Raw genomic sequence first — 20,221 nt, 5'->3', positions numbered from 1 at the left:
CATGCTTAATCGGGGCTGAACGCAGTGTATTTGTGGTCCATTTCGACCATCCGCCTGCCACCGCTGTGCGTGAGGCGGCGGGACCGCTATAATCGGCCGCTTTCCTCCCTGCCAAGACCCTTGAGACCATGACTGAGTCCGTTCTTGACTACATGACCCGCCTGGGTCGCGCTGCTCGCGAAGCCTCCCGCGTGATCGGCCGTGCCAGTACGGCGCAGAAAAACCGTGCCCTGCACGGCGCTGCTGCTGCATTGGATGCCGCACGTCTGGAGCTGGTTGCTGCCAACGAACTGGACCTGGCCGCCGGCCGGGCCAACGGCCTTGAGCCGGCCATGCTGGAGCGCCTGGCGCTGACCCCTGCACGCATCGACAGCATGATTGTCGGTTTGCGTCAGGTGGCAAGCCTGCCAGACCCCATCGGCGCGATTCGCGACATGAGCTACCGCCCTTCGGGTATTCAGGTCGGCAAGATGCGTGTACCGCTGGGTGTAGTCGGAATCATCTACGAGTCGCGTCCTAACGTGACCATTGATGCTGCCAGCCTGTGCTTGAAGTCGGGCAACGCAACCATCCTGCGCGGTGGCTCCGAGGCGATTCACTCCAACCGTGCCATTGCAGTGTGCATCCAGCGCGGCCTGGCCGAAGCCGGTTTGCCGCCCGCCGTGGTGCAAGTGGTTGAAGTGACCGATCGTGCCGCTGTCGGCGCGCTGATCACCATGCCCGAGTACGTTGATGTCATCGTGCCTCGCGGCGGCAAGGGGCTGATCGAACGGGTCAGCCGTGATGCCAAGGTGCCGGTGATCAAACACCTGGACGGCATCTGCCATGTATACGTCAGTCCCCATGCCGATCTTGCCAAGGCGCAGCGCATTGCGTTCAACGCCAAGACCTACCGTTATGGCATTTGCGGCGCGATGGAAACCCTGCTGGTGGATCAGGCCGTCGCGGCAGAATTTTTGCCGGCAATGGCTGAACAATTTCGCGCCAAGGGCGTCGAACTGCGCGGTTGCGAGCGTACCCGGGAGTTGATCGACGTGGTTGCCGCCACTGAAGACGACTGGAACACCGAGTACCTGGACGCCATCCTGTCGATTCGTATCGTGGAGGGTCTGGACCAGGCGATTGAGCATATCAATCACTATGGCTCCCATCACACCGACTCGATCGTCACCGAACACCAGGGCGATGCCCGGCGTTTTATGGCCGAAGTGGACTCCAGTTCCGTGATGCTCAACACACCAACCTGCTTTGCCGATGGATTTGAATACGGATTGGGTGCGGAGATTGGCATTTCTACTGATAAGCTGCACGCCCGCGGCCCGGTGGGTCTCGAAGGTCTGACCTGCGAGAAGTACATTGTGGTCGGCGATGGCCAGTTGCGCGGTCAGGAGCCAGTCTGACTTGGTCAAGCTGAAAGCGTCAGCGCCGGCACCTGTGATCGACGTGTTACCCCAGCGCATAGGCGTACTGGGCGGAACCTTCGATCCGGTGCATATCGGTCATCTGCGTGGCGGGCTGGAAGTGGCGGAGATGATGGGGCTCGACGAGCTGCGTCTTACCCCCAATGCCAGGCCACCGCACCGTGACACCCCCCAGGTGTCAGCCCACGACCGTTTGGCGATGGTCGAGTGCGCTGTCGCAGGAGTGGCTACGCTGGTAGTGGACGCCCGGGAGCTGCAAAGGGACAAACCGTCCTACACGATCGATACACTGGAATTGATGCGGGCCGAGATGGCCGCGTATGACCAGTTGTTTTTACTGTTGGGTTGGGACGCGTTTTGCGGCCTGCCCACATGGCATCGCTGGGAAGAGTTGCTCCAGCATTGCCATATCCTGGTGCTACAGCGCCCGGATGCCGACAGCGAACCGCCGGATGCCTTGCGCAACCTGCTGGCAGCGCGCTCGGTAAGCGACCCGCTGGCCCTGAAGGGGGCAAGCGGACAGATTGCATTCGTTTGGCAGACGCCGCTCGCGGTATCCGCCACCCAGATCCGCCAACTGCTGGCCAGCGGTAAGTCGGTACGTTACCTGGTGCCCGACGCGGTCCTGGCCTACATCGATGCGCACGGGCTTTACCGTGCGTCGAACTGAAAAAGGGTGTGTTTCAAGGCGCCAATTGTCGTGTATTGAAACACCCGAACATACGAGCAAAACGAGTTTTATATGACTGACAAAGATGTAAGCAAAGTAAAGCGCAAAGGCACCTTCAAAAGCGCGCCATTGCCGGAAAAAACCTTCAGCGCCGAGCCTCTCAAGGGTGAAGAGCTGGTCAAGGTTGCTGTTGCCGCCCTGGAAGACGTCAAGGCCCAGGATATCCAGGTCATCGACGTGCGTGACAAGCACAGCATCACTGACTTCATGATCATCGCTACCGGTACTTCGAACCGTCAGATCGGTGCGATGCTCGACAAGATCCGCGAAGCGGTGAAGGCTCTGGGCGTCAAGCCGCTGGGCGAAGAAGGCAAGGGCGACAGCGACTGGGTTCTGCTGGACATGGACGACGTGATCGTTCACATGATGACCGCCAGTGCCCGTCAGTTCTACGACCTGGAGCGTCTGTGGGCCGGTGCTGAACAAAGCCGTGCAGGCAGCGCTGCTCACCACAGCCCGGAAAACACCCATGAGCACTTCCTGAAGCTCAACAAAGACCAAGAGTAAGGGTTCGCTGTGCGTCTGCGTTTGATCGCTGTCGGTTCGCGTATGCCCAAGTGGGTGGAAGAAGGCTGGCATGAATATGCCAAGCGTCTGCCATCCGAGCTGGCACTTGAACTGGTGGAAATACCGCTCAACACCCGTGGCAAGAATGCTGACGTGGCCCGCTTCATCCGCCAGGAAGGCGAAGCCATGCTGGCCAAGGTAGGCCCGGGCGAGCGCATCGTAACCCTCGAAGTGCACGGCAAACCGTGGAGTACCGAGCAGCTGGCGGTTGAGCTTGACCGCTGGCGCCTGGATTCGCGCACGGTGAACTTTATGGTCGGTGGCCCGGAAGGGCTGGCGCCGGAAGTCTGTGCCCGCGCTGACCAGCGCTGGTCGCTGTCGCCATTGACGCTGCCGCACCCGTTGGTGAGGATTCTGATCGGTGAGCAGTTGTATCGCGCCTGGACAGTGCTGTCCGGGCACCCGTATCACAAATAGTCAGCGCTCTGAATGACTCAGCCGATCCGCCTTAAAGACCACGAGAAAGACGCACGCCTTGTGCGCGGACGAGTCGTGGTCGGTGCGATTGTGGTCGTGACGCTGATTTGTGTGCTGCTCGCGCGGCTTTATTATCTGCAGGTGGTGCAGTACGACTACCACTCCACCTTGTCAGAGAACAACCGGGTGCATGTGCAGCCGATCCCGCCTACCCGCGGTCTGATTTTTGACCGTAATGGCGTGGTGATCGCAGACAACCGCCCCAGCTTCAGCCTGAGCATGACCCGCGAACGTTCTGGTGACTGGCAGCAAGTGCTCGACGTTATTGTTGAAGTGTTGCAGCTTGCGCCCGAGGATCGCGCCCTGTTCGAAAAGCGCATGAAGCAGGGGCGGCGGCCGTTTGAGCCGGTGCCCATTCTGTTTGAGCTCAACGAAGAACAGATCGCCCGGATTGCCGTAAACCAGTTCCGCCTGCCCGGGGTTGAAGTGGTTGCGCAACTGGTGCGGCATTACCCTCAAGGCGCGCATTTTGCGCACTCGGTGGGTTACATGGGGCGGATCAACGAAAAAGAGCTTAAAACCCTCGATCCGGTCAATTACAGCGGCACCCACCATATCGGCAAAACCGGCATCGAGCGTTTCTACGAAGCCGAGCTGCATGGCCAGGTGGGTTACGAAGAAGTCGAAACCAATGCCCGTGGCCGCGTGTTGCGAGTACTCAAGCGCACCGACCCGATCCCTGGCAAGGACATCGTGCTCAGCCTCGATATCAAACTGCAGGAAGCAGCTGAAGAGGCGCTGGCAGGGCGTCGTGGCGCAGTGGTGGCACTCAACCCGATGACGGGGGAAGTGCTGGCCATGGTCAGCCAGCCGAGTTTTGACCCCAATCTGTTCGTGACCGGCATCAGCTTCAAGGCGTATGCCGAGCTGCGTGATTCGATTGACCGACCATTGTTCAACCGCATCCTGCGCGGCCTGTATCCGCCGGGCTCGACGATCAAGCCTGCAGTGGCGATTGCCGGCCTGGACAGCGGCGTGATCACCGGCTCCTCGCGGGTGTATGACCCCGGCTATTACCAGTTGCCCAATTACGATCACAAATACCGTAACTGGAACCGTAGCGGTGATGGCTACGTCGATCTGGATACCGCAATCATGCGCTCCAACGACACCTATTTTTATGATCTGGCCCACAAGCTGGGGATTGACCGTCTGTCGAGCTACATGAACCAGTTCGGTATCGGCCGCAAGGTCTCGCTGGACATGTTCGAAGAGTCCGCCGGGCTGATGCCGTCCCGCGAGTGGAAACGTGCCACCCGACGCCAGGCCTGGTTCCCGGGCGAGACGCTGATTCTGGGGATTGGCCAGGGCTATATGCAGTCCACCCCCTTGCAACTGGCCCAGGCCACCGCGTTGATCGCCAGCAAAGGCAAGTGGATCCGTCCGCACCTGGCCAAGACCATCGAGGGCGTACCGCCGGTGGACCCGGACCCGGTGCCGGATATTGTCCTGCGTGACCCGTCCAGCTGGGCCAAGGTCAACCACGGCATGCAGCAAGTGGTGCATGGCGCTCGCGGCACGGCGCGGGTGGCGGGCGTTGGCGCGCAATACCTGATTGCCGGCAAGAGCGGTACGGCCCAGGTGGTGGCGATCAAGCAGGGCGAAAAATACGACCGTTCCAAGGTGCAGGAGCGTCACCGCGACCACGCCTTGTTCGTCGGCTTCGCGCCGGCCAACAACCCGCAGATCACCGTCTCGGTGATGATTGAAAACGGCGAAGCCGGCAGTCGTGTCGCCTCGCCCGTGGTGCGCAAGGTCATGGATGCCTGGTTGCTGGGTGAAGACGGCAAACTCAAACCCGAGTACGGCGGCCCCGTAAAGGCAGAGGTTCCGGCCAATGATGAGTAATTTTGACCGCATCCTCTCCAGTGAGGACGTGATGCGTCGCCGTGCCACGCTGCTTCAGCGTTTGCATATCGATGGCCCGCTGCTGATTCTGCTGCTGACCCTGGCGGCTGGCAGCCTGTTTGTACTGTATTCGGCCAGCGGCAAAAGCTGGGACTTGCTGAGCAAACAGGCGACTTCGTTCGGTATCGGGCTGGTATCGATGTTTATCATCGCCCAGCTGGAACCGCGATTCATGGCGCGCTGGGTACCGATCGGCTATCTGATCGGGGTGATGTTGCTGGTGGTGGTGGATGTCATGGGCCACAACGCCATGGGCGCCACTCGCTGGATCAATATCCCCGGGGTGATTCGCTTTCAGCCCTCCGAGTTCATGAAAATCCTGATGCCCGCGACCATCGCCTGGTACCTGTCCAAGCGAACCTTGCCGCCGCAACTCAAGCATGTGGCGGTCAGCCTGATGCTTATCGGGGTGCCTTTTGCCCTGATTGTGCGCCAGCCCGACCTGGGTACGGCGCTGCTGGTACTGGCAGGCGGTGCATTTGTATTGTTCATGGGCGGTCTGCGCTGGCGCTGGATCCTCAGCGTACTGGCAGCGACGGTTCCAGTGGCGGTGGCCATGTGGATCTTCGTGATGCACGACTATCAGAAGCAGCGCGTGCTGACCTTCCTCGACCCTGAAAGCGACCCGCTGGGCACTGGCTGGAACATTATCCAGTCCAAGGCCGCGATTGGTTCGGGCGGGGTGTTCGGCAAGGGCTGGCTACTGGGTACCCAATCGCACCTGGACTTCCTGCCCGAGAGCCATACCGATTTCATCATCGCGGTGATGGGCGAAGAGTTCGGTCTGGTCGGCATTTGCGCGCTGCTGCTTATTTATCTGTTGTTGATTGGTCGTGGCCTGGTGATCACTGCCCAGGCCCAGACCCTGTTCGGAAAATTGCTGGCAGGCAGTCTGACCATGACGTTTTTTGTTTATGTTTTCGTCAACATCGGTATGGTCAGTGGCCTGCTGCCGGTGGTGGGCGTGCCATTGCCCTTTATCAGTTACGGCGGCACTTCGCTCGTGACGCTGTTGTCAGCGTTCGGGGTTTTGATGTCGATCCACACACATCGCAAGTGGATCGCACAAGTTTGATTAAGGTGAATTATTCAATGCAAGCAATGCGTGGCTGGGCTGCTCGATACGCGTCGTGGGTAGGCCTGCTGGGTCTGTTCGGGACCGCACAGGGTGCGCTGGCCGGTGACTACGAAGGCTCGCCCCAGGTGGCTGAGTTCGTAGGCGAAATGACCCGTGATTACGGATTTGCCGGCGAGCAGCTGATGGGCGTGTTCCGCGAAGCCGAGCGCAAGCAAAGCATCCTCGATGCCATTTCGCGCCCGGCCGAACGGGTCAAGCAGTGGAAAGAGTACGGTCCGATGTTCTTGACCGACGCCCGCGTCGCCCGCGGTGTCGATTTCTGGCGCGAGCACGAAGCCGTTCTGGCCCGTGCCGAGCAGGAGTATGGCGTTCCGGCCCAGGTGATTGTGTCGATTATCGGCGTCGAAACCTTTTATGGTCGCAACACCGGTAACTACCGCGTGATCGATGCATTGTCGACCCTGGGTTTCGATTACCCGCCCCGCGCCGAGTTTTTCCGCAAGGAACTGCGAGAGTTCCTGTTGCTGAGCCGCGAAGAACAGGTTGACCCGCTGACCCTGAAGGGTTCCTATGCCGGAGCCATGGGCTTGCCGCAGTTTATGCCGAGCAGCTTTCGCGCCTATGCCGTGGATTTCGACGGTGATGGCCATATCAATATCTGGAGCAACCCGGACGATGCCATCGGTAGCGTTGCCAGCTACTTCAAACGTCATGGCTGGGTAGCCGGTGAGCCGGTGGTGATTCGCGCCGATGTGACCGGTGATCGCGCCGATGAAGGCCTGACCCAGGGCATTGAACCGGTCAAGACCGTCGGGGAGTTGCGAGCGCTGGGCTGGTCGAGTCATGATGCGTTGCGCGACGATATGCCGGTCACGGCGTTTCGTCTGGAAGGCGCCGACGGCCCTGAATACTGGATGGGCCTGAAAAACTTTTATGCGATCACACGCTATAACCGAAGCGTGATGTACGCCATGGCAGTGCATCAACTGTCCGATCTGCTGGTTCAAGCACGGGGCAACAAGTAATGCCGTTTCTAGCGACCCGTACACCTTTGAAACTCGCCGCCTGCGCCGCTGTTGCGTTGCTGCTGGTGAGCTGCTCGAGCAGTCGCTCGACGCCCCCGCAAACATCGACCGCGGTCAGTTCCAAGCCGGGCCTGGATATCAACCGTGCCCACAAGGACGGTGCGCCGTGGTGGGATGTTGACGTTTCGCGCATTCCCGACGCCACGCCGACCCTGCACACCGGGCCTTACAAGGCGGCGCCGTACTCGGTACTGGGCAAGACCTATTTCCCGATGCAAGAGTCCAAGACCTATGTGGCCTCGGGCACCGCGTCCTGGTACGGCACCAAGTTTCACGGCCAGAACACCGCCAATGGCGAGGTCTATGACCTGTACGGCATGAGCGCGGCGCACAAGACGTTGCCGCTGCCCAGCTACGTCAAGGTGACCAACCTGGATAACGGCAAGGCCGTGATCCTGCGCGTCAACGACCGTGGCCCGTTTTATTCGGATCGTATTATCGACTTGTCCTACGCTGCTGCCAAAAAGCTAGGCTATGCCGAAACCGGTACGGCCCGGGTCAAGGTTGAAGGTATTGACCCTCAGGCCTGGTGGGCTCAGCGCGGTCGCCCTGCGCCACTGATGCTCAACGAACCGAAAGTGGCCCAGAACACCGCCCCGACCGTGTCCACCGGCAAGGTTGAACAATGGACTCCGCCCGCACAGCAGCATGCTGCCGATGTGGTTCCGGTCAGTCCAATGGCCAAGGGCCAGGGTACCTACCTTCAGGTCGGTGCCTTTGCCAATCCGGACGCTGCCGAGTTGCTTCGTTCCAAACTCAGTGGCATGGTCAGTACCCCCGTGTTTATCAGTTCGATTGTGCGCAATCAGCAAACCTTGCACCGTGTACGCATGGGGCCAATAGCTTCGGCGGGTGAGGTGGCACAAACACAAAACAGCGTGCGCCTGGCCAATCTGGGCCAGCCGAGCGTTGTGACGTCGGATCAGTAACACCGAACAAAGCGTTGGGCCCTGAGCAGTCGGGGCCCAAACGCAGTTGCAGAGGTCAAGAATAAAAGCCCTTCCAGGGGCCGGGACTGCAACTGAATACGCGGCAGTCAGTCAAACGACTGCCTGTACAGTTTTGCCCGCGAGGGTAAGTTTCCATTAACAACTTCGAGAGACGGATGAACATCACCACCTTTGCCAAACGCCTGTGCCTGCTAGTACCGCTGATCGTCACTCCTGCCGCCTGGGCAGTCGAGATGATGCCGTCGCCACCACAACTTGCAGCCAAGTCCTATGTTCTGATGGATGCCAGCAGCGGTAACGTGCTGGTCGAGAACAACGGCGACCAGCGTCTGCCGCCAGCCAGCCTGACCAAGCTGATGACCGCTTACATCGCGACTCTGGAAATCCGTCGTGGCCAGATCGGCGAAAACGACCCGGTAACTGTCAGCGAAAACGCATGGCGCACCGGTGGTTCGCGGATGTTCATCAAGGTTGGCACCCAGGTGTCGGTCAGCGACCTGCTGCATGGCATCATCATCCAGTCGGGTAACGACGCCAGCGTCGCCCTGTCCGAGCACATTGCCGGCAGCGAAGACGCTTTTGCCGACATGATGAACAAGACCGCCGGTGAGCTGGGCATGTCCAACAGCCACTTCATGAACCCGACCGGCCTGCCGAACCCGGATCACTACTCGTCGGCTCACGACATGTCGTTGCTGGCTCGCGCCATCATCCACGAAGACCCGACTCACTACGCGATCTACTCGCAGAAAGAGTTCTTCTGGAACGGTATCAAGCAGCCTAACCGCAACCTGTTGTTGTGGCGCGACAAAACCGTTGATGGTCTGAAAACCGGTCACACCGACGAAGCCGGCTATTGCATGGTGTCTTCGGCCGTACGTGATGGCATGCGCCTGATCGCCGTGGTGTTCGGCACCAACAGTGAAGCGGCCCGTGCTGCAGAGACCCAGAAGCTGCTGACCTACGGTTTCCGTTTCTTCGAAACCCAGACCTTCTACCAGAAGGGCACCGAGCTGGCTCAGGCTCCGGTCTGGAAAGGCACCACCAACCAGGTCAAGGCTGGCCTGGCGGATGACCTGACCATGACCCTGCCAAAAGGCCAACTGAAAAAGCTGGCTGCAAGCATGACCATGAACCCGCAACTGATGGCCCCTATCGCCAAAGGCGATGTGATCGGCAAGGTTGAGGTCAAACTTGACGACAAGGTTGTGCACAGTGCTGACCTGATCGCCCTTGAGCCCGTCGAGGAAGGTGGTATTTTCCGACGCGTGTGGGATAGCATCCGTCTATTCTTCTACGGGCTGTTCAACTGATTGCACCCACCTGTGTGACCCCGCGCCTACCCTGCGCGGGGCCACCTTTGTTGTTCCGGGCTTACGAGGCCAATACGCCATGAGCGATACCGAAGTAAAGGCGCCAAAGATCGAATTCCCCAACGTGGATTACCCGGTTAAGGTGATCAGCGACACGGGTGTGGGCAATAAGGACAAAATCATCGATATCGTCAAGAAACACGCGACGGTCAACGATGATCGTGTCGATGAGCGCCAGAGCACCAACGGCAAGTACACGACGATCCAGCTGCATATCGTGGCAACTGATCAGGATCAGCTCTACAACATCAACAGCGAATTGCGAGCCACCGGCTTCGTACATATGGTGTTGTGATGTCGCAGGTCTTGGGTATTCGTGAGCTGGGCCAGCTTGATTACGAGCGCACCTGGCTGGCGATGCAGCGTTTCACCGATGAGCGCAAGCTTGTGCCGGACACGCAAGACGAAGTCTGGCTGGTGCAGCACCCGCCGGTGTTTACCCAAGGCCAGGCAGGCAAGGCCGAGCATCTGCTGCTACCGGGAGATATCCCGGTGGTGAAGTCGGATCGCGGTGGCCAGGTAACCTACCACGGCCCCGGCCAATTGGTTGCCTACCTGATGCTCGATGTGCGCCGGCTGGGCTATGGCGTACGTGAGCTGGTCACGCGGATGGAACAGTGCCTGATCGACTTGCTCGCCAGCTATGGCGTGAGCGCTGCAGCCAAGGCCGATGCGCCGGGCGTGTATGTCGATGGCGCGAAAATCGCCTCTTTGGGCCTGCGGATCCGCAATGGCTGCTCCTTCCACGGTCTGGCCCTGAATGTGGACATGGACCTGGAACCGTTTCGACGGATTAACCCCTGTGGCTATGCGGGGCTGGCGATGACCCAGCTGCGTGACCATGCAGGGCCGATTGAATTTGCCGAGGTTGGTGCCCGGCTGCGCTCGCAGCTCGTCAAACACCTCGACTATGCTGAGCAGACGACCCTGACGGGCGGAATCGATTGATATGACTACTGCGCAAGACGCTGTTCAAACCCTGATCCCAACGCTGGATATCTCAGAACGTGCGGCCCGCGCCAGCGAGGCCCGTTCCAAGGTTGAGACCGGCGTCAAGTTGCGCGGTGCCGAGAAGGTTGCGCGTATCCCGGTAAAGATCATTCCGACCACCGAACTGCCGAAGAAGCCTGACTGGATTCGCGTACGCATTCCGGTTTCTCCGGAAGTCGACCGTATCAAGTCCCTGCTGCGCAAGCACAAGCTGCACAGCGTGTGCGAAGAAGCCTCCTGCCCGAACCTGGGCGAATGCTTCTCGGGCGGTACCGCGACCTTCATGATCATGGGTGACATCTGCACCCGTCGTTGCCCGTTCTGTGACGTGGGCCACGGCCGACCGAAGCCACTGGACACCAATGAGCCGGAAAGCCTGGCGATTGCCATCGCTGATCTGCGCCTGAAGTACGTGGTGATCACCTCGGTAGACCGCGATGACCTGCGTGACGGTGGTGCCCAGCACTTTGCCGACTGCATTCGCGAAATCCGCAAACTGTCGCCGGGCGTGCTGCTCGAAACACTTGTTCCGGACTACCGTGGGCGCATGGATGTTGCACTTGAAATCACCGCAGCCGAGCCGCCAGACGTGTTCAACCACAACCTCGAAACTGTGCCGCGCCTGTACAAGGCTGCGCGTCCGGGCTCCGATTACCAGTGGTCGCTGACCCTGCTGCAACGCTTCAAGCAGATGATGCCGCACATTCCGACCAAGTCGGGCCTGATGCTGGGGCTGGGCGAGACAGACGAGGAAGTGATCGAAGTGATGAAGCGCATGCGCGAACATGACATCGACATGCTGACCTTGGGTCAGTACCTGCAACCGTCGCGCAACCACTTGCCGGTTCAGCGTTTCGTACACCCGGATACCTTCGCGTGGTTTGCCGAGGAAGGCTACAAGATGGGCTTTAAAAACGTGGCATCCGGTCCGCTGGTACGTTCTTCGTACCACGCTGATGAACAAGCCAAGCTGGTCAAATCCATGCTGGTGAGTGCCTGACTCCATGACTAACCGGCTCACCGCGCAAGTGTCCTTCAAGGCCCATAGCGCGGTGCCCGCGTTGCCCGCTGGCGGGGTGATCGCCCTGATCGCCCCGGCAGGCCCTGCCGAACTTGACCTGAACCTCGCGACCCAATGGATGCATGCACGCGGCTACCAGCTGCGGGTCTATCCGGGGGTGTGGCAGCGGGAGGGTTATCTTGCCGGTTCTGATGCAGAGCGTTTACGCGACCTGCATGAGGCTTTTGCCGATGACAGCATTGATGCCATTTTCTGCCTGCGCGGCGGCTATGGCAGCCCGCGCTTGCTCGATGGCATCGACTTTGAGCTGTTGCGTCGTCATCCCAAGCCGTTTGTCGGCTACAGCGATATCACCGCGTTGCATCTGGCGATCACTCGTTACGCGGGCTTTGTGACGTTTCACGGGCCAATGGTGAACGCTGATCTGCTGGGCAACAAACAACCGCCTACCGAAACTTCATTGCTGCGTATGCTCGGCGGGCAACAGCCGCCCGTGCTGGAGCATCCCGCGGCCTGGCCGTTGACGACCATTGCCCCGGGCTGCGCCAGTGGCCGTTTGCTGGGTGGCAATCTGTCGATGATCTGCGCGGTGATGGGCACGGCGTTTGAACTGGACAGCGAAGACATCATCCTGTTTATCGAAGACGTCAACGAACCGTTGTACCGGGTCGACCGTCTGCTGACGCATTTGCGCCTGGCGGGCAAGCTCGACAGGTTGCGCGGAGTGCTGGTGGGGGACGTGGCCGGAGTTGATGTTGCGGCGCTGGAACGGTTGCTGGCTCAGGAACTGGGCGGGCTGGGCATTCCGGTACTGTCTGGCTGGCGCAGCGGTCATTGCGACCCGAACCTGACCTTGCCGATGGGGGCGCAGGTCAGGCTGGATGCTGATCAGCAGTTGCTGGTGCTTGAGCAGGATGTAGTTGTAAGCGCCTGAACCTGAAGCCCCTCTCCCATAGGGAGAGGGTAGCAACCTCACCGATTACGCAAACTCTCCAGCAGCTTGTGGCTCGGATAGCCGTCTGCTGGCCAACCCATGGCCTGCTGCGCGCTGCGAATAGCCTTGCGGGTATTGGCGCCGATAATGCCGTCTGCATTACCCGCATCATAATTGCGCTGGCTCAGCAGCATTTGCAGTTCGACGCGCTCGGAACGGCTCAGCGGTCGGTCGTCTTTTGGCCAGTCGGCCAAAATGGTCCCGCCACCGTTGAAACGTTGCGACAACAAGCCCACGGCCAGTGCATAGGATGATGAGTTGTTGTAACGCAGGATGGCGCGGAAGTTATCCAGTACCAGAAACGCCGGGCCACGATAGCCTGCAGGGAGCAGCAGGGCAGCGCTTAACTGCTCTGAGCCTGCGGCGCTGGCAGGTACCTTGACTCCCAGTTTTTGCCATTCGGCAACGCTCTTTTTGATTGCGCCATCAGCCAGGGCGTAGTCGAACCCGGCAGGCAGCGTCACTTCAAAGCCCCACGGCTGGCCTTGCTTCCAGCCCGAGCTTTGCAGGTAGTGGGCAGTCGAGGCCAGGGCATCTGCCGAGCTGTTCCATATATCACGACGGCCATCACCATCGAAATCCACCGCGTGGGTTTCATAGGTGGTGGGGATAAACTGGGTCTGGCCCATTGCGCCCGCCCACGAGCCGAGCATTTTCTCGGGGCTTATATCGCCTTCCTGAATGATCTTCAGTGCAGCGATCAATTGGCTTTGAGCAAACTCCGGGCGCCGCCCTTCATAGGCCAGGGTCGCGAGGGAGCGAATGACTGACTTGTTGCCCTGGAACGAGCCAAAATTGCTTTCCATGCCCCAGACCGAAACCAGCGCCTGGCGATCAACGCCATAACGCTGCTCGATGCGGCCCAGCAGTTCGGCATTCTGCTCCAGCAAACGCTGGCCATTACGTACACGCAAAGGCGACAGGGCACCGTCCAGGTACTCCCAGACCGGGCGGCTGAATTCGGGCTGGCTGCGGTCGGCCTTGATCACGCTCATGTCTGGCGTAATGCCGGTAAAGGCGTTATCGAATACCAGCGGGTTGATTCCGGCTTTAAGCGCTTGGGCGCGGAAATCGGCTTGCCACTCGCTGAAGCTTTGAGTGGGCTGAACAAGAGGGGTGTCGGTGCCTGGCACTGGCACGCTGCTGATGACCGCAGGTGCCGGAGGTACCACAGGCAAGGTTTGAGCATCGGCTGCGGTCGGTTTCTCTACGCAGGCGACTAAAAGGATGACGCTGGAAGCAGCGATCAGTTGGCGCATCGGCCAACGGCGTGTATGACGTGAGAGCATGCGCAGGTCCAGGTAATGCAAAACAGAAGCAGACCTTATCATCCCCGCCGTCAGGCAGCCAGAAAGTAAAAAGCCTCCCGGTCTCTCGACTGGAAGGCTTCGCGGCGGTAGCTGCCTTTGCCTTTGGCGGGGCGTTCCTGGCGGCTGCGGAACAGGGGTTGGGCAACAATGGATTTGGCCTTGTTGGGGCGCTTGCTCATGGCATGTGCTCTCGCTTGAGTTGAACAAGCGCAAATCATCGGCCGGTTTTTTCGTATTGTCCACAGGATAGTGATCGGTGGGGGCGGGCTTGCTCGCGTTAGCATCAACGCTATCAGCCTGTCAGGCCGCGACGCCCGTATCGCGAGCAAGCCCGCTCCCACAGAAAGCAGTGTTTATTCAGCTGGCAGATTCAGGCGTTGCCCGCACATCAGCAGCACCAGACGACTCAGGCTGCTCCAGGCAGATCCTGCTGCCTGGCCCTTGATCTGGGCATCGATACGCTGCGCGTCCAACAACAATTGTGCCCAGCGCTGCGCCGAATAACGCTGCAAGGCTTTGCTCATCAACGGTTTGCGCTTGTCCCACACCGGTGGTCGCGCCTGGATGAAGGCCTTGTCCAATGGCGTGCCCTGGCTGTACTGCAGGGCAATATTGGCCAGTACCCGCAGCTCACGCGCCAGGGCCCACAAGATCACAGGAGGCTCTACGCCTTCACCGCGCAAGCCTTCGAGCATACGCAGGGCATGGGCAGCTTCGCCGTTAAGTACCGCATCCACCAGGCCAAACACATCAAACCGCGCACTGTCAGCCACTGCGGCTTGCACGGTTTCGACAGTGATTTGCCCGTCCTCAGCCATTAACTTGAGCTTTTCGATTTCCTGCGCAGCAGCCAGAAGATTGCCTTCGACCCGGGCTGCTATCAGTTCCACCGCATCATGGGTGGCCGACAGCCCGGCCTGCGACAAGCGCTGGCGAATCCATTGCGGCAACTGGTTGGCGTCCACCGGCCAGATCTGCACGAACTGGGTTTGCGCCCCTTCAATCAGCGCCTTGCCCCACTTGGTCTTTTGCGCACTGCCGTCGAGTTTGGGCAGGCTGATCAGCAGCAGGGTGTCTTCGGCAGGGCGCGAGCAGTATTCGATCAACGCCGCAGCACCCTTGTCGCCAGGTTTGCCCGAAGGCAGGCGCAGTTCCAGCAGGCGCTTTTCGGCAAACAGCGACATGCTGGCACCGGCTTGCAGCAGCGTGCCCCAGTCAAAGCTGGCGTCGGCGCTGAACACCTGGCGCTCATCGAAACCCTGCTTGCGGGCGGTACTGCGGATGGCGTCGGCGGTTTCCTGGCACAACAACGGGTCATCGCCGCTGATGATGTAGACGGGAGAAAGGGGGCCTTGCAGATGCTTGGCGAGTTGGGCGGGAGCGAGTTTCATAGGACCATAACGATAGCGGGGCGCTTGAGCGCCCCGTATGCCTTACTGGTTTTGCAGTTCGAGAGGCGACTGTTGAGGAGTTTCCTCTTGAGCCTTGCGTGCAGCTTCGATGGCATCGGCTTCAGCCTTGGCCTTCGCTTCGGCTTGCTGTTGCAGTACTTCCAGCTGGGCCGGGGTCAATTGCTCCAGGCGCAGAACCAGTTGCTGGATCAGGTCGCGGCGCATTTCCTTACGGATCATGTCGCCTTCCTGGGTGCTGCCTGCCACGTTACTGCCATCCTGCAGGTAGACTTTGTAGGCTTCAACCTTGTCGCTCAGCAGCGTCAGATGGCTCGGCCCCTGAATTTCGTATTTCACTACGTTGTTCAACTGATACTCGGCGGTACCCGAATTGCCGGTGTAGCTGGCAGAACGCTGGGTTTCCTTCTCGTCGGTCAGAACCAGTTTGTATGGTGCGTTGGCAGTGATTTTCACGCCGCTGTTTTCCAGCACCTGACGCAGCTGGCGCACAGTGTCGCCATAGGCGTTGCGCGCGCTGACATCGAGTTCGGTGATCGTCAGCTGGTTGGTGCCGGTACCGCGCAGTTGAAAGCCGCAGGCGCTCAACAGAACTGCGAGACCCATCACCAGCAAGTTGCGTTTGATCATGTGTTGCTCCCCTTGAAACCAGATGGGCCGACCACGCGGCCCTGAAGGTCTTGTTGGGCGCCCGCGCATGACGCGGGCGCCTGTTCCAGTTAGCTGGCGACGATATTGACCAATTTGCCTGGTACCACGATCACTTTGCGAATCGTCAGGCCTTCTGTAAAGCGCAGTACGTTTTCGTTGGTGCGGGCAGCAGCTTCAACCTCTTCACGGCTGGCAGCAGCTGGCATTTCAATATGCCCGCGCAGCTTGCCGTTGACCTGGATAACCAGTTGCAGGGTGTCTTGAACCAGCGCGCTTTCATCCAGGGTTGGCCATGCAGCGTCGATGATTGCACCTGCATGCCCCAACCGGTTCCACAGCTCATGGCTGATGTGCGGTGTGATCGGCGCCAGTACCAGAGCTACAGTCTCGAGACCTTCCTGCAGCAGGGCGCGGTCTTGTTCAGTCGCTTGCGGTGCTTTTTCGAGCACGTTCATCACGGTCATCACCTGGGCGACGGCGGTGTTGAACTTGTGGTGCTGGCCGACGTCCTGGCTGGCTTGCTTGATAGCCTGGTGGATGGCACGGCGAATGACTTTTTGCTCATCGTTCAGGCTGGCGATATCCAGCGCGCCCGGCAGGCCTTGGCCTACATGGGCATGGGCCAGGCGCCATACACGCTTGAGGAAGCGGTGGGAGCCTTCAACACCCGAGTCGGACCATTCCAGGCTTGCGTCAGGCGGTGAAGCAAACATCATGAACAGGCGGCAGGTGTCTGCGCCGTACTGTTCGATCATGTATTGCGGGTCAACACCGTTGTTGAGCGACTTGGACATTTTCTGCGTGCCGCCGATTTCCACCGGCAGGCCGTCACTCTTCAGCGTGGCGCCGATGATCTTGGCCTTGGCATCACGTTCGATTTCCACGTCGTCCGGGTTGAAGTAATCCTTGCCGCCGTTGTCCAGCGTACGGAAGTAGGTCTCGGCGATTACCATGCCCTGGGTCAACAGGTTCTTGAACGGCTCGTTGGAGCTGACCAGGCCTTCGTCACGCATCAGCTTGTGGAAGAAGCGCGCGTACAGCAGGTGCAAAATGGCGTGTTCGATACCGCCGATGTACTGGTCCACCGGTAGCCAGTGGTCTGCTGCCGATTTCTCGACCAGACCGCCTTCATAGTGCGGCGAGGCGTAACGTGCGTAGTACCACGACGACTCGACGAAGGTGTCCATCGTGTCGGTTTCGCGTTTGGCCGGTGCGCCACATTTAGGGCAGCTGCACTCGTAGAATTCAGGCATGCGTGCCAGTGGCGAACCGGCACCATCGGGTACGACATCTTCTGGCAAGACCACTGGCAACTGGGCTTCAGGTACTGGTACGTCACCGCAGGTATCGCAATGCACGATCGGGATCGGGCAGCCCCAGTAGCGCTGGCGGCTGATGCCCCAGTCACGCAGGCGGAACTGGGTGCGCGCCTGGCCCAGGCCTTTGGCAGTCAGGGCGGCTTCGATGGCGGCGAATGCGGCGTCGAAATCCAGGCCGTCAAATTCGCCGGAGTTGATCAGCGGGCCGTGCTCGTTGTAAGCGTCCTGCCACGGTGCCGGTGACTCGTCGCCAGCACTGGTACGCACAACCGGCTTGATCGGCAGGTTGTACTTGGTGGCGAATTCGAAATCACGCTCGTCGTGTGCTGGTACAGCCATCACCGCGCCGTCGCCGTAATGCATCAGTACATAGTTGGCGACCCATACAGGAAGCTTTTCGCCGGTCAGCGGGTGCTCGACGAACAGCGAGGTTGGCAGGCCCATTTTTTCCTGGGTTGCCATGTCGGCTTCTGCCACGCTGCCGCCTTTGCACTGAGCGATAAACGCTTGCAGCTCGGGGTTTCCCTGCGCTGCCTGGGTGGCGAGCGGGTGCTCGGCAGCCACAGCGACATAGGTCGCGCCCATCAAGGTATCAGGGCGGGTGGTGAAAACCTTGAGCGCGCCTGCTGAGCCGATGGACTCGACGTTGTAAGGGAACTGCACTTCCATGCCGCGGGATTTGCCAATCCAGTTGCGCTGCATGGTTTTAACCTGCTCGGGCCAGCCCGGCATGTCGTCGAGGCTTTCCAGCAGCTCATCCGCGTAAGCGGTGATCTTGAAGTAGTACATCGGGATTTCGCGTTTTTCGATTACCGCGCCCGAACGCCAGCCACGGCCGTCGATCACTTGCTCGTTGGCCAGAACGGTCTGGTCCACCGGGTCCCAGTTCACGGTGCCGTTTTTACGGTAGATCACACCTTTTTCGAACAGGCGGGTGAACAGCCATTGTTCCCAACGGTAGTAATCCGGCTTGCAGGTCGTGATTTCGCGCGACCAGTCAACGGCTAGACCCAGGCTGCGCAGCTGGGTTTTCATGTAGGCGATGTTTTCGTACGTCCATTTGGCCGGCGCGACCTTGTTTTTCATCGCGGCGTTTTCGGCCGGCATGCCAAAGGCGTCCCAACCCATGGGTTGCAGGACGTTTTTGCCGAGCATGCGCTGGTAACGGGAGATCACGTCACCGATGGTGTAGTTGCGCACGTGCCCCATGTGTAGCTTGCCGCTTGGGTACGGGAACATCGATAGGCAGTAGAACGTCTCTTTGCCTAGATCTTCGCTGACTTCGAAGGACTTTTGGTTGTCCCAGAATGATTGGGCGGCGGCTTCTATTTCACGGGGCTGATATTGTTCGTGCATGGCTACTTGTACTGATAAAGGGTGGCCTAATCCTCTTCAACATAGACCGGCGACAGTGTTGCCCGGTCAGGTTGGAGCAGGGGTTACAGGAAGTCCCGTAGCATACATGACCCCGCTCTATCGAGGGAAACCCTGATTGCCTCATCACTCCGTTGGTCGCAGCAGCACGCCGCTTTTACAAGCGCAGCTAAGCTCTCCTGTGGGGGAGATTCATTTCCTTAAATGAGGTGGACGGATGGCAGAGTTGCAACGCAGCGTAGCAACATCGCAAGTGTATGAGCGGCTGATTGATCGTTTGAGTGTGGCTCTTGATTCAGCAAAGACGGCTGTCCAATTACGTGATGAACGCCCAGTCGAGTTGGAATTGCGAGGCTTGAGTCATGCCGAGCTGGAGTTGATCAACCTCTATTTGAACCGGATCGGGCGTGAGGCAATTAAACGCTCGCAAGGCAGCGTGAACATGCAGGATGCCCCCAGGGCCAAGGTTATCTGGCTTAAAGACAGGGTGCAGGGAGCTTAGGCCATACGGCGATTCAAGCCCGGCCTTCAACAAAGCCGCATCAAGAAAGTTGTACCTCCGGGTTGATGCATTACACGTTTGTGTTTGGGTTTCTCACCTGCGTTGTTGATGCGCTCAATCAACCCCCTTAGGCTTCGGGCATCTTTGGAGATGCTCGATGCCTATTCGATACTTTTTAAAACAGCTTCTATTACCCCCTGGCATTTTTCTGTTGCTCCTGGCGCTTGCCTGGTGGCTACGGCGTTCGCGCCCGCGAGTGGCGGGTGTGTTGTTTGCCCTGGGGCTGGGCGGCTTCTGGCTGATGAGTTTGCCAATAATGGTGGAGTGGGGCGCCCGTGTGCTGGAGCGCGAACCACCGCTGGCGCAGAGCGAGTGGTCGACGCTGGCCGCGCGTGCCGATGCCATTGTGGTGCTGGGCTCGGGGCGTGAGCGGGGGGATCCGGCCTGGGGCAGCGATCAGCCCACCGGCATCGGTCTGGAGCGCCAGCGCTATGCCGCCCGACTGGCGAAGGCTTCGGGCTTGCCGGTGTTGACCACTGGCGGTTTGCACTACGGCTCGCCGCCCAGTGAGGCGCAGTTGATGGCGGATTCATTGCGTGATGATTTCGGCGTGCAAGTACGGTGGAAAGAAGAGCAAAGCCGCACAACGTGGGAAAACGCCAAAATGACCGCAGACATTCTGCTGCCGCTGGGGGTCAAGCGGGTGGTCGTGGTGACGCACGGCTGGCATATGTCGCGTTCGGTGTGGAGTTTTGAAAAGGCTGGTTTTGACGTGGTGCCTGCGCCGGTCGGTTTTTTCAGTGCCGACAATGCGCGGCCGCTGGGGGGCTGGATGCCTGAGTACAAAGCGTTCTGGCAGTCCGGGCTATTGATCAATGAAGCGGTAGGGCAGGTTGCCTATCCGTTGTTTTATCGCTGACCCATTAAGCAAAAGCCCCTCACCCTGGCCCTCTCCCGGAGGGAGAGGGGATTAAAGGCAAAAGCAGCTCTACGCAACACTACCTGTCAGCTCCCTCTCCCTCCGGGAGAGGGTTGGGGTGAGGGTAGAAGACGCAGAAGCAC

At 59.6% G+C, this 20,221-nt stretch carries 20 protein-coding genes; 15 read left to right on the top strand and 5 right to left on the bottom strand.

Going from position 1 to position 20,221, the window contains the following annotated elements:
- The first annotated feature begins 128 nt into the window (after positions 1 to 128).
- The 13 genes from ACP7BE_RS12110 (at position 129) to ACP7BE_RS12050 (ending at position 12,534) form a co-directional block, all read left to right on the top strand.
- Entirely contained in the window at positions 129 to 1,400 is a 1,272-nt protein-coding gene (locus ACP7BE_RS12110; protein WP_271350544.1) for a glutamate-5-semialdehyde dehydrogenase, read from the top strand.
- Positions 1,369 to 2,091, top strand: a complete 723-nt coding sequence (nadD, locus tag ACP7BE_RS12105) for a nicotinate-nucleotide adenylyltransferase (protein WP_232527619.1) — start codon at positions 1,369 to 1,371, stop codon at positions 2,089 to 2,091. Before ACP7BE_RS12110 ends, nadD begins: the two co-directional genes overlap by 32 nt.
- A 72-nt stretch (positions 2,092 to 2,163) precedes the next feature.
- Positions 2,164 to 2,658, top strand: coding sequence for a ribosome silencing factor (gene rsfS, locus ACP7BE_RS12100; RefSeq protein WP_016779261.1), 495 nt, complete (start codon positions 2,164 to 2,166; stop codon positions 2,656 to 2,658).
- Positions 2,659 to 2,667: 9 nt separating this feature from the next.
- Positions 2,668 to 3,135 carry a 23S rRNA (pseudouridine(1915)-N(3))-methyltransferase RlmH gene (gene rlmH, locus ACP7BE_RS12095; RefSeq protein ID WP_003444191.1) on the top strand — a complete coding sequence of 156 codons (468 nt, stop codon included), beginning with the start codon at positions 2,668 to 2,670 and terminating at the stop codon, positions 3,133 to 3,135.
- 12 nt (positions 3,136 to 3,147) lie between these two features.
- The gene (mrdA, locus tag ACP7BE_RS12090) at positions 3,148 to 5,043 is read left to right on the top strand and encodes a penicillin-binding protein 2 (RefSeq protein ID WP_426105966.1); all 1,896 of its coding nucleotides are present in this window, start codon (positions 3,148 to 3,150) and stop codon (positions 5,041 to 5,043) included.
- Positions 5,044 to 5,074: 31 nt separating this feature from the next.
- Positions 5,075 to 6,178 (top strand): rod shape-determining protein RodA, encoded by a 1,104-nt coding sequence (rodA, locus tag ACP7BE_RS12085; protein ID WP_165484550.1) that lies wholly within the window; start codon positions 5,075 to 5,077, stop codon positions 6,176 to 6,178.
- Positions 6,179 to 6,195: 17 nt separating this feature from the next.
- The gene (gene mltB / locus ACP7BE_RS12080; RefSeq protein WP_094999436.1) at positions 6,196 to 7,206 is read left to right on the top strand and encodes a lytic murein transglycosylase B; all 1,011 of its coding nucleotides are present in this window, start codon (positions 6,196 to 6,198) and stop codon (positions 7,204 to 7,206) included.
- The gene (locus tag ACP7BE_RS12075; protein WP_094999435.1) at positions 7,206 to 8,195 is read left to right on the top strand and encodes a septal ring lytic transglycosylase RlpA family protein; all 990 of its coding nucleotides are present in this window, start codon (positions 7,206 to 7,208) and stop codon (positions 8,193 to 8,195) included. The genes mltB and ACP7BE_RS12075 overlap by 1 nt, the downstream gene beginning before the upstream one ends.
- Positions 8,196 to 8,371: 176 nt before the next feature.
- Positions 8,372 to 9,529: a D-alanyl-D-alanine carboxypeptidase family protein gene (locus ACP7BE_RS12070; protein ID WP_094999434.1), complete on the top strand. Its 1,158-nt coding sequence runs from the start codon at positions 8,372 to 8,374 to the stop codon at positions 9,527 to 9,529.
- Positions 9,530 to 9,608: 79 nt separating this feature from the next.
- A complete protein-coding gene (locus ACP7BE_RS12065) occupies positions 9,609 to 9,884 on the top strand; it encodes a DUF493 domain-containing protein (protein ID WP_016779266.1) in 276 nt (91 codons plus the stop codon).
- On the top strand, positions 9,884 to 10,537 hold the full coding sequence (lipB, locus tag ACP7BE_RS12060; RefSeq protein ID WP_094999433.1) for a lipoyl(octanoyl) transferase LipB: 654 nt from the start codon (positions 9,884 to 9,886) through the stop codon (positions 10,535 to 10,537). Before ACP7BE_RS12065 ends, lipB begins: the two co-directional genes overlap by 1 nt.
- 1 nt (position 10,538) lies before the next feature.
- Positions 10,539 to 11,579 (top strand): lipoyl synthase, encoded by a 1,041-nt coding sequence (lipA, locus tag ACP7BE_RS12055; RefSeq protein WP_094999432.1) that lies wholly within the window; start codon positions 10,539 to 10,541, stop codon positions 11,577 to 11,579.
- Between the two features lie 4 nt (positions 11,580 to 11,583).
- Entirely contained in the window at positions 11,584 to 12,534 is a 951-nt protein-coding gene (locus tag ACP7BE_RS12050) for a S66 peptidase family protein (protein ID WP_153380259.1), read from the top strand.
- Between the two features lie 38 nt (positions 12,535 to 12,572).
- Here ACP7BE_RS12050 and ACP7BE_RS12045 read toward each other — a convergent pair whose 3' ends face one another.
- The 5 genes from ACP7BE_RS12045 to leuS form a co-directional block, all read right to left on the bottom strand.
- The gene (locus ACP7BE_RS12045; RefSeq protein WP_426105961.1) at positions 12,573 to 13,883 is read right to left on the bottom strand and encodes a lytic murein transglycosylase; all 1,311 of its coding nucleotides are present in this window, start codon (positions 13,881 to 13,883) and stop codon (positions 12,573 to 12,575) included.
- A gap of 50 nt (positions 13,884 to 13,933) precedes the next feature.
- Positions 13,934 to 14,083 carry an alternative ribosome rescue factor ArfA gene (arfA, locus tag ACP7BE_RS12040; protein WP_003444166.1) on the bottom strand — a complete coding sequence of 50 codons (150 nt, stop codon included), beginning with the start codon at positions 14,081 to 14,083 and terminating at the stop codon, positions 13,934 to 13,936.
- 174 nt (positions 14,084 to 14,257) lie between these two features.
- A complete protein-coding gene (gene holA, locus ACP7BE_RS12035) occupies positions 14,258 to 15,295 on the bottom strand; it encodes a DNA polymerase III subunit delta (protein WP_426105959.1) in 1,038 nt (345 codons plus the stop codon).
- A 42-nt stretch (positions 15,296 to 15,337) separates the two neighbouring features.
- Positions 15,338 to 15,943 (bottom strand): LPS assembly lipoprotein LptE, encoded by a 606-nt coding sequence (lptE, locus tag ACP7BE_RS12030; protein WP_094999428.1) that lies wholly within the window; start codon positions 15,941 to 15,943, stop codon positions 15,338 to 15,340.
- An 89-nt stretch (positions 15,944 to 16,032) separates the two neighbouring features.
- The gene (gene leuS / locus ACP7BE_RS12025; protein ID WP_094999427.1) at positions 16,033 to 18,639 is read right to left on the bottom strand and encodes a leucine--tRNA ligase; all 2,607 of its coding nucleotides are present in this window, start codon (positions 18,637 to 18,639) and stop codon (positions 16,033 to 16,035) included.
- Between the two features lie 235 nt (positions 18,640 to 18,874).
- On the opposite strand from leuS, the gene ACP7BE_RS12020 reads away from it, so the two are divergent.
- Positions 18,875 to 19,159 (top strand): hypothetical protein, encoded by a 285-nt coding sequence (locus tag ACP7BE_RS12020; RefSeq protein WP_094999426.1) that lies wholly within the window; start codon positions 18,875 to 18,877, stop codon positions 19,157 to 19,159.
- Positions 19,160 to 19,316: 157 nt separating this feature from the next.
- Positions 19,317 to 20,078 carry a YdcF family protein gene (locus ACP7BE_RS12015; protein WP_095019046.1) on the top strand — a complete coding sequence of 254 codons (762 nt, stop codon included), beginning with the start codon at positions 19,317 to 19,319 and terminating at the stop codon, positions 20,076 to 20,078.
- Positions 20,079 to 20,221 lie beyond the last annotated feature (143 nt).

This window comes from Pseudomonas sp. TWR1-1-3 (assembly GCF_049896805.1).
GTDB lineage: Bacteria > Pseudomonadota > Gammaproteobacteria > Pseudomonadales > Pseudomonadaceae > Aquipseudomonas > Aquipseudomonas bubulae.
The sequence above is the reverse complement of the archived record's forward strand: the minus strand, read 5'-3'. Positions and strand labels throughout refer to the sequence as shown.